Annotated in this window: 10 protein-coding genes; 8 read left to right on the top strand and 2 right to left on the bottom strand. The window is 72.1% G+C overall.

Features of this window, described 5'->3' with window-relative positions; translation table 11 throughout:
• Window positions 1-541 precede the first annotated feature (541 nt).
• The 8 genes from ACH5AO_RS10500 to ACH5AO_RS10465 all read left to right on the top strand — a co-directional run bounded on the left by ACH5AO_RS10500 (window position 542) and on the right by ACH5AO_RS10465 (window position 12758).
• The gene (locus ACH5AO_RS10500; protein ID WP_398923847.1) at window positions 542-1024 is read left to right on the top strand and encodes a hypothetical protein; all 483 of its coding nucleotides are present in this window, start codon (window positions 542-544) and stop codon (window positions 1022-1024) included.
• Between the two features lie 2 nt (window positions 1025-1026).
• Complete coding sequence (locus ACH5AO_RS10495; RefSeq protein ID WP_398923846.1) at window positions 1027-5790, top strand: AAA family ATPase; 4764 nt, start codon at window positions 1027-1029, stop codon at window positions 5788-5790.
• Window positions 5791-6130: 340 nt separating this feature from the next.
• Window positions 6131-7546 carry a Cys-Gln thioester bond-forming surface protein gene (locus ACH5AO_RS10490; RefSeq protein ID WP_398924050.1) on the top strand — a complete coding sequence of 472 codons (1416 nt, stop codon included), beginning with the start codon at window positions 6131-6133 and terminating at the stop codon, window positions 7544-7546.
• A 381-nt stretch (window positions 7547-7927) separates the two neighbouring features.
• The gene (locus tag ACH5AO_RS10485; RefSeq protein ID WP_398923845.1) at window positions 7928-8590 is read left to right on the top strand and encodes an urease subunit gamma; all 663 of its coding nucleotides are present in this window, start codon (window positions 7928-7930) and stop codon (window positions 8588-8590) included.
• Window positions 8574-10421: an urease subunit alpha gene (locus tag ACH5AO_RS10480; RefSeq protein ID WP_398923844.1), complete on the top strand. Its 1848-nt coding sequence runs from the start codon at window positions 8574-8576 to the stop codon at window positions 10419-10421. The genes ACH5AO_RS10485 and ACH5AO_RS10480 overlap by 17 nt, the downstream gene beginning before the upstream one ends.
• A gap of 48 nt (window positions 10422-10469) precedes the next feature.
• Complete coding sequence (locus ACH5AO_RS10475; protein WP_398923843.1) at window positions 10470-11144, top strand: urease accessory protein UreF; 675 nt, start codon at window positions 10470-10472, stop codon at window positions 11142-11144.
• A 31-nt stretch (window positions 11145-11175) separates the two neighbouring features.
• Entirely contained in the window at window positions 11176-11871 is a 696-nt protein-coding gene (gene ureG / locus ACH5AO_RS10470; protein ID WP_398923842.1) for an urease accessory protein UreG, read from the top strand.
• On the top strand, window positions 11868-12758 hold the full coding sequence (locus ACH5AO_RS10465) for an urease accessory protein UreD (protein ID WP_398923841.1): 891 nt from the start codon (window positions 11868-11870) through the stop codon (window positions 12756-12758). Before ureG ends, ACH5AO_RS10465 begins: the two co-directional genes overlap by 4 nt.
• Here the strand turns inward: ACH5AO_RS10465 and ACH5AO_RS10460 are convergent.
• Window positions 12747-12938 (bottom strand): DUF397 domain-containing protein, encoded by a 192-nt coding sequence (locus ACH5AO_RS10460; protein ID WP_398923840.1) that lies wholly within the window; start codon window positions 12936-12938, stop codon window positions 12747-12749. The genes ACH5AO_RS10465 and ACH5AO_RS10460 overlap by 12 nt on opposite strands.
• Window positions 12935-13786 carry a helix-turn-helix domain-containing protein gene (locus tag ACH5AO_RS10455; RefSeq protein WP_398923839.1) on the bottom strand — a complete coding sequence of 284 codons (852 nt, stop codon included), beginning with the start codon at window positions 13784-13786 and terminating at the stop codon, window positions 12935-12937. The genes ACH5AO_RS10460 and ACH5AO_RS10455 overlap by 4 nt, the downstream gene beginning before the upstream one ends.
• Window positions 13787-13974 lie beyond the last annotated feature (188 nt).

The following is a 13974-nucleotide window of genomic DNA, read 5'->3' as shown; positions in this document are numbered from 1 at the left end:
TGCTCCGGTGCGGCGTACCGGCCACGTACCGTCGCAGGAACAGGCGGTCGTCCTCCAGCAGCCGGAGGCCGACGTCGTGGGTCCGTCGCCCCGACTCGTCATAGGCCCACTGCCCGACGAAGTGGTCACGCCAGGCGACGAGACGGGCCTCCGCGGGGATCGCGCGCCCGGGGACCCGGTGCAGCACCACATAGGGGTCCCCGGCCCTGTCCCGTTCCTCCGCCTCCGCCCGCGTCAGCGGCCCGATCGCGCGGTGGGCGCCGGCGTCCCAGCCCTCGGCGTAGGAAACCGTCACCTCGTCCTTGCCCATGCCTCGGCCTTCCGGTTGGTTCCGGCCCTTCGAGGACGAACCGCAACCTGTCGATCATCTTCCGGGCAGCGTAATCCGCGGCTCGGACAACGGACTTCACGGTGCTTTTCGGCGCAGTGGTGCACGCCCCTCGCCGCCGTCCCCGAGGCGCGTTTTTACGTTGCCAACTTGTGCTTCCGAGTGGACAGTTGATGACTCCAGCATCACGTTCGCACCTGAAGGGCAGCAGAGATGAGAGTGACACTGGCCGTCGACGCCGAGGACGCGGCCGGAGCTTTGGACGATCTCTACGCGTGGCTCCGCCAGGACCCGGATCTGCGCGCGTTCGTCCGCCGGGAGGTTCCCGCCACGCCGCCGAGCGGGGCCATGGGTGCCCTGGGGGAGCTGGTCTCGCTGCTGCTGGCTCCCGGCGGTCCGACGGCGGCCCTGGGGGCGGCCGTCGTGGTGTGGCTGCAGGGCCGCCGGGGCACTCAGACCGTCACCCTCAGCCTGCCGGACGGCACCCAGGTCGTGGTCTCCTCGGAGAAGGTGCGCGGCCTGACCGCCGAAGGCGCCAGTGAGCTGGCCGAACAGGTCGCCGCAGCGCTCCGGCAGGACCGGCACCCACCGGCGGAGCGGGAAACGCCGAGGCCGCAGGAAGCACAAGGCGTCCAGGAGACACGGGGCACGGCGGGGGACGACGGCCGCGTCGGCCCCTCACGGGACGCGGGCTGACCATGGCCGCGGGGGACGCGCCGACTCCACCGGCCGGAACGGATCTGGCGGCGGCCGGCTGCCATGCGCTGGTGGTCGGGACGGCCACCCATCCGGGACGGCTGCTGCCCGCCCTGCCGTCCGCCCTCCGGTCGGCGCGGGACGTGGCCGAGACCCTGAGCACGGTGTGCGGCATGGGCGACCGGGTCACGCTCCTCACCGATCCGGCGTCGCCGAGCGACGTCCTGGAGGCGCTGGCGACGGTCATCGGCCGGGCCGAGCCCACCGAGCAGCGGTACGAGCGCGGAACCGTCCTCCTCTACTTCGTCGGGCACGGGCTGCGCGGACCCGGCGGGCGGCTCTACCTGGCGACGGCGAGGACCAAGTCCCAGACCGACACGGCGCACTCCGTCCCCTACACGGAGGTCGAGCGCTACCTGAGCGACGCCGCCGCCGACCCGGTCGTGATCCTCGACTGCTGTTTCGCCGGAAACGCGCGGGAGCCCGGCCGGCCGGCCGCCGCGAACCCGTTCGCCGGTGCCCGGCCCGACGGCAGCTACCTGCTCGCCTCGGCGATGCGCGACGCCCTGGCGTACGCCCCGCGGGGCGCGGAGCACACCCTCTTCAGCGGCCACCTGCTCGACCTGCTGCGGGAGGGCGACGCCGGCGCTCCGAAGCGGCTGACGCTCGGCGGCGTCTACCGGCTGCTCGACCAGCGGCTCCAGGGCAGCGCCGCTCGCCCGTACGGCGGTGGCACCGCGCGCATGGGCGAGCTGACCCTCGCCGTCAACCGGCGGTACGAACCGCTGCCGGGCCCGCACACCGGACAGCGGGCGGCCGACGCCCCGGACCCCGACGCCGTCTGCCCCTACCCCGGCCTCCTTCCCTTCCTCCCCGAGCAGCACCGGCTCTTCTTCGGCCGCGAGGAGCTGACCCGGGAACTGCTGCGCCGTGTCGAACAGGCGCGCCCCGGTGAGCCGGTGGTCCTGGTGGGACCGTCGGGGGTCGGCAAGTCCTCGCTGCTGCGGGCCGGGCTCGGCGTGGCCGCGGAACAGGCGGGTCTCGGTCCCGTGCGGCTGGTGCCGGCGCCGGGCGAGCGGCCCTTCCACCGGCTCGCCGAGGAGTGGGCGGCGGCGGTGGGCAGGACGCCTTCCGACGTCGTACGGGATCTGGAACGCGGACGCTTCAGCCGGCCCGCGGCGACGGAGGACGGGTCCGGGGCCGGGCAGGCGCCGCGTCTCCTCGTCGTCGACCAGCTCGAGGAGTACTTCACGCTCTGCTCGGACGACGCCGAACGCGAGCGGTTCGCCGCCGCCCTCACCGCGGGAGCGGACGAGGCGGGGGTCGAGGGCGCGACGTCCGGTCCGCGGATCGTCCTGGCGCTGCGCGCCGACTACTACGGCGACGCCCTGGGCGACCCCCGTCTGGCGCCCGTCGTGCGGGCGGGCCACTTCGCCGTGCCCGCGCTGGACGACCAGGAGGTCGAGGCCGCGATCGTGCGCCCGGCGGAGTACGCGGGCCTGCGGTGGGAGGAGGGCGTGCCGCAGCTCCTGCGGCGCGACGTGAACGAGGAGCGGCGCACCACGGGTGACGCCGCGGCACTGCCCTTCCTGGCCTACGCCCTCCCCGAGATCTGGCTGCGGCGCCGGGGGACGACGCTCACGTACGCCGGATACGCGGCCGCCGGCGGCATACGGGGCGCGGTGGCCACGGCCGCGGAGAGGATCCACGACTCCCTCGACGACGCCGGCCGCACGGCTCTGCGGAGCCTCCTGCTGGCCATGGTCCACGTCGTCGACGGCGAGGGGCGGCTGGTCCGCCGCCGGGTGCCTCCGGCGGAGGCGGCCGGGAACGAGGACCTGCTGCGCCGGCTCGCGGACGCCCGCCTGGTCGTCGTCGACGAGGAGGGCGGGGCGCAGCTCGGCCACGATTCGCTGCTGCACGCGTGGACGAGGCTGAGCGGCTGGATCGACGAGGTGCGGGACGACCTGCTGAGACTCCGCCGGCTGACCGCGGCGGCGGAAGGCTGGGCCGAGGCCGGACGGAAGCCGAGCGGTCTCTACGGGGGCGACGCCCTGGCGGAGGCGAAGAAGCTCACCGCGGAGCACGCCCGGGGGTCTCGTCAGGCCCCGCCCGTCCCGGACGGCCGGCGGGTCCGGGGGCCGGCTCGGAGAGTCCTGCGGTCCCTGGGCGGCCGGCCGGCCCGCGAAGCCCCGCACGTGGCCGGCGACGACTCGGCCGGCACGGCCGCACCGGCCGTGGTCCGCGTGCCCGTCCCCCGGGTGGTGGACGAATTCGTCGCCGCGAGCGACCACGCGCAGCGCCGGCGGCGCCTCGTCACACGGGCGTGGATCGCCTCCCTCTCGGTCCTGTCCCTGGTGGCGGTGTCCCTCTTCGGCTGGGCCGCCCATGAGAACGGGCAGGCGGAGAGCCGGGAGAAGAGCCTGATCGCCAGGGAACTGGCCGCTCGGGCGGACGCCTTGCGGAAGCAGGACCCGCAGACCGCGCTCCGCCTGAGCCTGGCCGCCTACCGCACGGCGGTGACCTCCGAGACCCGCTCCAGCCTCTACACGGCCTCGATGACCATCACACCGACCCACCTCGTGCCCGGGAAGCCGCATCGCGAGGCCGTCCTCAACCTCGCCTACAGCCCCGACGGGAAGGTCCTGGCCGCGAGCCACCGGGACGACGGCTCCGACGGCGGACGCGTCCAGCTGTGGGACGTGTCCGCGCCGACCAGGCCGGCCGAAGCGGGCCGGTTCCAGCTGACGAGCAGTCCGGTCATCGCCTTCCACCCGCGCTCCCGGATCCTCGCCGCGCAGTCGGCGGACGAACTGACGCTGTGGGACACCGCGGACCCGTACGAGCCGAGACGGCTCGCCCTGGTGCGGCTCGCCCACCGGACGACGTACACGCTGGCCTTCAGCAAGGACGGCCGAACCCTCGCGGCGGGCAGCGCGAAGGGACTGCTGCGGCTGTGGAACGTGGCCGATCCGGCCCGGCCCACGCTGCGGGCGCAGCGGACGGTCGCCGAGCCGCACCTGATCTCCCTGGCCTTCACGCGCGACGGGAGCCACCTGATCACGGGCAACGGCAACGGGGAGGAGGGCAGCGGGCAGCCCGCGCAGGTACGGCTGTGGGACGTCGGCGACCCGGACCGGCCCGTGCTGCGGGACACGGAACCGGCCGAGACGGTCATGGCGGTGGCCGCCCACCCCCGCCGCGACCTGGTGGTCGCGACCGGTGGGTACGGGAAGATCGCCTGGTGGGAGATGGTCGACGGGCAGGACCTGCGGCGCGTGGAGGTGGAGGAGTACCTGGACACCTGGGGCTTCGACAGCCTGGGCATTCCGTCCCTGGCCTTCAGCGCGGACGGCAGGTTCCTGGCGGGAGCCGACCGCGACGACGGCGTCGTACGGGCCGACGCGACCGCGAAGGTGTCGGAGCTGGTGGACCCCCCACACGATGCGAAGCTGCCGACGGGCGAACCGACCCAGTCGGTCGCGTACAGCCCGGACAGCAGGTACCTGGCGGTCGGCGAGGTGGGCGGAGAGATACGGGTGTGGCCCGACCGGCCCTGGGCACCGGCGTTCACGGGCGGCATCCACGTCCTTCCCCAGACCGGCACCAGCCCGTTCAGCACCGACGGTGAGCTGGTCATCGCCACGCAGGACGACGACGGGGACCGCACGACGAAGGTGTGGGACGTCAGCGACCTCGAAGAGCCGAAGGTCCGGTACACCCTGCCGAGGGGATGGGAGGCGAAGTTCTTCCTGACACGCCGCGAGAAGCACCTCTTCCTGGCCCACCACTGGACCGGAGGGCTGGAACACACCCTCCAGGTGTGGCGGTTGGAGCCGGACGGGACCGTGAAGAAGGGGTCCGGCATCCGGTTCACCGCCGACAACCCCAGCATCGCCGTGAGTCCCGACGGCACGCTCCTCGCGGTGGGCTCGCACGAGGAACCCGACACCGCGCTGTGGGACATCCGGAACCCGGCGGAACCCGTGCGCCGGGGCACTCTCGAGGTGAGGGCGAGCAGCCCGCTCTGGAGCACCGGAAGCCTGTGGTTCGCAGGGGAACGGGCACTGGCGACGAAGGAGGACGGCCGGCACATCAGGTTCTGGGACGTCTCCGACCCCGCCCGGCCCCGCGAGGGGGACCGCATCGAGGACGCGGCGTCGATGGAGAACGCCATGTACTACGGCGCGTCACGGCTGCTCATCACCGAGGCGCCGGGGGACGAGATCCGGCTCTGGGACCTTTCCAGCCCCACGCGCCCCGTCAAGGGCGGCCTGCTTCCTGCCGCACCCGGGGGCTACTTCCCCGTGGGGAAGGACGAGTTGGCGGTGACACTGGCCGACGGAAGCGTCGAGTTCTGGGACGTCTCCGATCCGGCACACCCCGAAAGGACGGGCCACGACCTCCTGTTCGACCGCGCGGTCGGTTCGATCGACATGACCTCCGACGGCCGTCACGCGGTGACGAGCCTGCCCTATCGTCTCTGGTCCATCGGGAAGGACGGGCGCTGGAACACCCCCGAACTCCTCACCCTGGAGACCGCGAACGCGGTACACGTGCCGCCGGTGACGTCCCCGCGGGGCCCCCGGTGGCTGGCCGTCGCCGCCGAGGACGCCACCGGCATGACCCCGGAGACGACCTACGTGCTCGACTTCGCCACCGACGGCCTCTACGAGGACCTGTGCACGGCCTATCCCTCGAGCATCCCCGAGGACCGGTGGCGACAGATGTTCCCGCACCTGACCTACCGTGAGTCCTGCGACTGATTCCACGCACGGCGTGTCCCGTCGGCGCCCGTCGTGGCGGAGTCGCCGCCGTCCACTACCGGAGAGTAGGTGTGCAGACTCCCCAGGTGCGTTGTGAAGGTTGGATGGATGGGGACACTCCGGTCGCGTGACGTAACGGTTCCGCTTCGGAACGGCCGTACGGCGTCGGGAACGGAGATCCGCAACGCTTCCCTCCATAAGATCCTCGTGTGCTGGTCCAGCACTTGAGACGACTGGCGTGACTCTTCCACCACGCATCACGTGTGAACACAACTCGCGTGTCCCGTTGCGGGTCCCGCCGGAGGGGAAATCTGTGTTTGCTCTTCATTCCGCGTCCGCCATGACCGGGCGGCGCACCACCGGACGACGTGTCGCCGCAGGAGCGGCCGCGGCCGGACTGCTCACCATGGGCCTTCTCGCCGGCGCGGGCAACGCCGCCGCCGACGACGGGGACGCCCACCACCAGGGGGGTGCGGTCGCCACCCTCGACGGGCTGAAGACGTTCGACTCGGCCCGCCTGGACGTCGGCAACGGCAAGACGAAGGACATCTCCGCCGGCCTGTTCGAGATGAACGTCGAGGGCGGCGGCCGACTGCAGACGTACTGCATCGACATCCACAACCCGACCCAGAACAAGGCGACGTACCTGGAGACCCCCTGGGCCGGTACCTCGCTCGGCGCCAACGAGAACGCCGGAAAGATCCTCTGGATCCTCCAGAACTCGTACCCGCAGGTCGACGACCTGACGGCGCTGGCGCAGAAGGCGGGTGCCGAGGGGCTCACGCCCAAGACGGCGGCGGCCGGCACCCAGGTGGCCATCTGGCGGTTCTCGGACGGGGCGAAGGTCGAGGCCCGTGACGCGCAGGCCGAGAAGCTCGCCGACTGGCTCGAGGGCCAGGCGCAGAACCTGAAGGAGCCGAAGACCTCCCTCACGCTGGAGCCCAACGCGGTCTCCGGCAAGGCCGGTGGCAAGCTCGGCCCGGTGACCGTGCGCACCGACGCCGGCCAGGTCACCGTCGCCGCTTCCGCCGACGCCGCCGGAGCCGGCGTCAAGGTGACCGACAAGGACGGCAAGGCCGTCACGTCCGCCAGTGACGGCAGCGAGCTGTACTTCGACGTTCCCGAGGGGACGGCCGACGGTTCGGCCTCGCTGACGGTCCAGGCCACGACGGAGATCCCGGTCGGCCGCGCGTTCGCGAGTGCCAGCAAGAGCCAGACGCAGATCCTGGCCGGCTCCAGCGAGTCCACGGTCACGGCCGAGGCGACCGCGAACTGGGCCACCAAGGGCGCCATCCCCTCGGTCACGGCGGAGAAGAACTGCGCCAAGGGCGGCGTCGACGTCACCGCGAGCAACGAGGGCGACACCCCGTTCACCTTCGAACTCGCGGGCACCGAGCACACCGTCGGCGCCGGCGAGACCAAGACGGTGACCGTCCCGGTCGACGAGGACGCGGCCTACGACTTCACCATCACCGGCCCGAACGGCTTCTCCGAGCGTTTCGAGGGCGTCCTGGACTGCAAGACCCAGGGCACGCCGGGCGCGGAGACGCCGGGCACCGGCGAGGACACCCCGTCCTCGGCCCCGAGCCCGGCCGGCGGTACCTCCGACGACACCACCGGCGGTGAGGGCGACCTCGCCAACACCGGCAGCTCCAGCGCGACCCCGGTGATCGCGGGCGTCGCGGTGGCCCTGGTGGCCGCGGGCGGCGCGGCGATGTTCTTCCTGCGCAAGAAGAAGGCGGCCGCCGGGGAGTGACCGGCAGCTGATCCGACGAACGGGTCCGGCACACGCGACGCGTGTGCCGGACCCGTCCGTCATGGAGGACCGTACGGGAGCACGGCGCCGGTTCGCCGTGCGGTCCGCACGGCCCGGGAGCACGCGGCTGCGGAGCCGCGTACGCTGCCGTTCACGCCCATGGCGGACGTGGCCTTCGCCGTGCTCGATCCCACCCGGACGCGGGTCACGGCGCCGGCAGCGCGATCGGGGCGAGGGGCGGACGGTGTGCTTGCGGCTGCGCCTCCGCACCACCCGTGCTTCCGTTTCATTCCATCAGGCATGACGGGGCCGTTCTCCGTACGTCGCGGTCTCCGCTCTCCGACGATCGTGGTGAAGCGACGGAACAGGAGAGGGGGCGGCATGCATCTGACTCCGCACGAGCAGGAGCGCCTGCTGGTCCACGTGGCGGCGGACGTCGCCCGGCGGCGCCGTGAGCGCGGGCTGCCGCTGAACTACCCGGAGGTCATGGCGCTGTTGACGGCGCACGTCTACGAGGAGGCGCGGGCCGGGGCGACGGTCGACTCGGTGATGGAGTCCGGGCGTCATGTGCTGCGGCGCGACGAGGTCATGGACGGCGTACCGGAGATGATCACCAACGTCCAGGTCGAGGCGACGTTCCCGGACGGGACGAAGCTGGTGACCATCCACGACCCGTTCGACGAGGCGGACACCGAGGTGGACGTCCACCCGGGGAAGCGGGAGCTGCTGCCGGACGAGGACGAGTACCGGGTGGCGTTCAACGCGGGTGCCGTGCCCGTGCCGTTGGAGGTGTCCAACCCCGCGGACCGTCCGATCCAGGTGGGCTCCCACTTCCACTTCGCCGAGGCCAACGAGGAGCTGCGCTTCACCCGCGAGGACGCCCACGGGATGCGGCTGCACATCGCCTCCGGCACCTCCGAACGGTTCGAGCCCGGCGACGCGCGCACCGTGATGCTGGTGCCCATCGCGGGGGAGCGGATCGTCCAGGGACTCCAGGCCGACAAGAGCGAAGAGGAGAAGCACCTCGATGCCCGACGGGACTGAGAACGAGGACGCGAAGCCCTGGGAGCCGCTGTCGCGCTCCCGCTACGCCGACCTGTACGGGCCCACCACCGGGGACCGGATCCGGCTCGCCGACACCAACCTCCGGCTGAGGATCGACGCGGACTGGAGCGGCGGGCCGGGCCGCAGCGGTGACGAGATGGTCTTCGGCGGCGGCAAGGTGATCCGCGAGTCCATGGGGCAGTCGCACATCCCGCGCGACCACGAGCGCAAGCCGGTGGACACGGTGATCACCGGGGCGCTGATCCTGGACCACTGGGGTGTGGTGAAGGCCGACGTCGGACTGCGCGACGGCCGGATCCAGGCGATCGGCAAGGCGTACAACCCCGAGACCATGACGCCGCCCGACAACACCGACCCGCGCGCGTCGGCCTTCGTCGTGGGACCCGAGACGGAGGTGATCTCCGGCCAGGGGCGCATCCTGACCGCCGGCGGCGTCGACACGCACGTGCACTTCCTGTGCCCCGGCCAGATCCACGAGGCCCTCGCGTCGGGCGTGACCACCCTGATCGGCGGCGGCACCGGTCCCGCCGAAGGCAGCACGGCCACGACCGTGACGCCCGGCAAGTGGCACATCCAGCGGACGTTCGAGGCGCTCGACGCCTTCCCGGTCAACATCGGCCTGCTCGCCAAGGGCAGCACCGTCTCCGGGAAGGCGCTGTACGACCAGGTCAGGGCCGGCGCCCTCGGCTTCAAGATCCACGAGGACTGGGGCGCGACCCCGGCGGTGATCGACGCCGCCCTGAACGTGTGCGAGGAGACCGGGGTCCAGGTCGCCCTGCACGCCGACTCCCTCAACGAGTCCGGCTTCGTGCACCACACCTTCGCCGCGACCAAGAAGAACCGCCGGACCAAGGACGACGCCGACTACCGCGGCCTGCACATCTTCCACATCGAGGGCGCCGGCGGCGGTCACGCCCCCGACATGATCAGCCTCGCGAGCAAGCCGAACGTACTGCCCGCGTCGACCAACCCCACCCGGCCCTTCACGGTCAACACCGTGAAGGAACACGTCGACATGATGATCGTCTGCCACCACCTCAACCCGGAGGTCGAGGCGGACATGGCGTTCGCCGACTCCCGGATCCGGCCCTCCACCATGGCCGCCGAGGACCTGCTGCACGACATGGGCGCCATCTCGATGATGTCCTCCGACGCCCAGGCCATGGGCCGCATCGGCGAGATGATCCTGCGGACCTGGCAGACCGCGCACGTCATGAAGTCCCGTTACGGCCATCTGCGAGAGGACGACGCCGACGCGGACAACTTCCGGGCCCGGCGCTACATCGCCAAGTACACCATCAACCCCGCCATCACCCACGGCATCGACCACGAGGTCGGTTCCGTCGAGGACGGCAAACTCGCCGACCTGGTCCTGTGGGAGCCGAAGTTCTTCGGCGTGAAACCCCACATGGTCATCAAGGGCGGCCAGATCGCCTACGCCCAGATCGGCGACGCCAACGCCTCCATCCCCACCCCGCAGCCCTATCTGCCGCGCCCGGTCTGGGGCTTCCAGGGCCGCGCCCCGGCGGCGAACTCCTTCAACTTCGTCGCCGAGGCCGCCCTCGACGGCGAACTCTCCCGGACCGGACTGCTCAAGCCGTTGCGCGCGATCCGCTCCACCCGGGGTGTCACCAAGGCCGACATGGTGCACAACAACGGGCTGCCGGAGATCGACATCGACCCCGACACCTTCGACGTCACCATCGGCGGCGCCACCACCTCCGACGTCCGCACCACCGTCGACGGACAGGAGGTCGGACGGAACTACGCGACGGAACTCCCCATGACCCAGCGGTACTTCCTGTTCTGACCCCCGGCCGGGGCCGGTCGGCCCCGGCCCTCATACGGAAGGCGGGCCATGAGCCGCACCGCCCTGCTCCTCCTGGCCGACGGCCGCTTCCCCGCCGGCGGACACGCCCACTCCGGCGGGATGGAGGCCGCCGTCGCCTCCGGAAGCGTCCACGACGCGGCCGGCCTGGAGGCGTTCTGCCGCGGCCGGTTGCACACCGCCGGACTGACCGCCGCCGGTCTCGCCGCCGCGGCCGCCACCGGACACGACGCCCTCGCCCTGGACGATGCCGCCGACACCCGCACCCCCGCACCGGCCCTGCGCCGCGTCGCCCGCCGACTCGGCCGGCAGTTGACGCGTGCCGCCCGCGCCACCTGGCCCAGTGCCGAACTCGACCGCCTCGCCCGCCACCGCCCCCAGGGCGCCCACCAGCCGGTCGTCCTCGGCGTCACGGCCCGCGCCGCCGGACTCACCCCGCTCGACGCCGCCCACGCCGCCGCCTACGACAGCGTCGGCGGCCCGGCGACCGCGGCGGTACGCCTGCTGAGCCTCGACCCGTTCGAGGCCACCGCGGTACTGGCACGGCTCGCCGACGAGTGCGACACCGTCGCCGGTGCCGCGGCCGGCGCGGCGGAGCGCGTGGCCGCCGAGGGCGTCACCGTCCTGCCCGCCGCGTCCGCTCCGCTGCTGGACATCACCGGCGAGCAGCACGCCGCCCGTCCCGTCCGCCTCTTCGCCTCCTGACCCGTATCCACCGCACCGACCTGGAGCCCCCGTGCATCTGGACCATCCCGTGACCCTGCCGCACCGCCACACCCACAGTGCCGAACCCCGGCGCCCCGACGGCAGCCGCCGCGCCCTGCGGATCGGCTTCGGCGGGCCGGTCGGCTCGGGCAAGACCGCGACCGTGGCCGCGCTGTGCCGCACCCTGCGGGACCGGCTGTCCCTCGCCGTGGTCACCAACGACATCTACACCCAGGAGGACGCCGCCTTCCTGCGCCGCGAGGCCGTACTGCCACCGGAGCGCATCACCGCCGTGGAGACCGGCGCCTGCCCGCACACCGCCATCCGCGACGACATCTCCGCCAACCTCGAAGCCGTCGAGCAGCTCGAACAGAGCCTGGGCCCGCTCGACCTGATCCTCATCGAGTCCGGGGGAGACAACCTCACCGCTACCTTCTCCCGCGGACTCGTCGACAGCCAGGTCTTCGTCATCGACGTGGCCAGCGGCGACGACATCCCCCGCAAGGGCGGCCCCGGCATCACCACCGCCGACCTCCTCGTGGTCAACAAGACCGACCTGGCGCCGTACGTGGGGGCCGACCTGGACACCATGAGGGCCGACACCCGCAGGCAGCGGGGGGACCTGCCGTACGCCTTCACCAGCCTGACCGCGGCCGACGGCATCCGCCCGGTCGCCGACTGGGTCACCGAGTGCCTCACCGCCTGGCGCGCCGGAGCCACCGGGTGACGGCCACCGCCGCCCAGGCACCGGCCGAGGACCTTCCGACGCCCCGTGCCCACCCCGCCGGGGTCCGCGCCACCGCCCGGCTGAGGGCCACCCACAACGGCCGCACCACGACACTTCCCCTCCTGCACAGCGACGGCCCCTTCCACCTGCGCCGGCTGCGGCCCCGCGGGGAGCGGGCACGGGTCTGCGTGCTCGGCGCGATGAGCGCACCGCTCGGCGGGGACGGGCTCGCGCTCGACGTCACCGCCGAGGCGCGCGCCCGGCTGGAGGTGACCACGTCCGCCGCCACCATCGCCCTGCGCGGCTCCACCACGGACCCCGCCACCTACGACGTACGGCTCACCGTCGGCGAACACGCGTCGCTGCACTGGCTGCCCCGGCCGCTGATCAGTACGCGGGGCAGCACCCTGCACCAGACCTACCGGGTGGAACTCGCCGCGACCTCCCGGCTCCTGTTGCGCGAGGAGCAGCTCCTCGGACGCACCGCCGAACCGTCGGGCCACCTGTCCACCCGCCTGACCGTGCGCCGCGACGGCCGGCCGGTCCTCGACCAGCACACCGTCTACGGGGCCCCGGCCCCGGCGTGGGAGGGCCCCGCCGTACTGGGCGGCCACCGGGCGACCGGTCAGCTCCTCCTCGTCGACCCCGAACCGGTGCCGCTCCCGGAACCCGTCCTCCTCGGCGGCCCGGAACGGGGACACTGCGTACTGGCGCCGCTCGCCGACGACGCGGCCCTCCTCGCCACCGCCGTCGCCCCGACCCCGGCCCTGCTCCGCGACCTCCTCGACGCCGCGCTCGCACACGTCTCCGGCGCGGCGACGTCACCTACGAGGACCAGCTCCGCAAACACCAATTCGATGTGGGAGAGGGAAAGTTCAGACGAGTGAGTCGGCCGCCAGCTCCGTGAACGCCGACCAGGCACCCCAGGAGACGGTGAGTGCTCGCCTCCGGGTGTCCTTCGAGTCGCGGACAAGGACCGCCTCGGTTCGCACGGCGACCTCGACGCAGTTGTCGCCAGAGCTGCCGCTGTAACTGCTCTTGAACCAGGTCAGTTCAGTGGTACTCATAATGCTCCTCGCATCTGCTCCAGCAGGCTTACTGTGGCTTCACGGCCGAGAGCCTGCGAGCGCAGCTTGCCATAGCGTTGGAGCATCGCGCTTACGTCTTTCGGCGACGTGATCAGAATGCTTGACTGCTGGCCCTCGGAGTAGCCCACCCACTCGTGCTGAGGAGTCTCCGCCAGGTACATCAGGCCGTCGATCCCGGCGTGATCGTACTGACGCAAGGGCATCACTTGGATCTCGACGTTCCTTCGGGAGCCTTCCTTCAGTAGGTGATCCAACAGGGTACGTGCCACCTGCGGCCCGCCCATGTGCCGTTCAAGCAGAGCCTGCTCGATGATGAAGCTGAAAGCTGTGTTCGGCCGTTCGGTCAGAAGCTGCTGCCGTTCCAGGCGTGCGCCGACCTGGCGTTCGATCTGTTCCTCGGAGAGAGGCGGCAGCCGCCGTTCGAAGATGGCCCTGATGTACGGCTCGGGCTGCAACAGCCCCGGAATCGCCCGGCACTCGTACGCATACAGCGAGATCGCCTCCTCCTCGATCCCCGCCCACTGCCGGAACCACGACGCCAGCCCCGCCTTCCGCGTCAGGCTCCGCGCAGCCGCCCCCAGGACCCGTGCGGCAGTCGCCCCCAGAACCTCCTCCGACCGGTCCAGCAGGTCCCGCGGCGGGAACCGCTTGCCCTGTTCGATCTTGGCGACGTACGCGACCGAGTACCGCACCAGCGGTGCGAACTGCTCCTGCGTCAGGCGGGCTTCCTCGCGCAGGGCCTTGAGTACCGCCCCGAACGTCTTCAAGCTGTCCGAGAGCTCCGGCTCGCAGTTTCCGCCCGCCCCGCCGCCGTTGTCCGTTGCCATCGCAGCCGCCTTCCCCTGACCCCTGAACCCACGTGCTTCCGTACCGTGTGCCGAGCGCGCTGCGCCACGTTCGGCACACTCATGCTCACGTACAGCAACCACCCCGGTCCAGCGAGTGAACCGGTACAGCGTGATCTGTATCAGCGTCGGACCTGCTGACGGCACGTCATCTCTCGGCAGGGTGACCG

Source organism: Streptomyces sp. NPDC018964, from assembly GCF_044390325.1.
GTDB lineage: Bacteria > Actinomycetota > Actinomycetes > Streptomycetales > Streptomycetaceae > Streptomyces.
The sequence above is the reverse complement of the archived record's forward strand: the minus strand, read 5'-3'. Positions and strand labels throughout refer to the sequence as shown.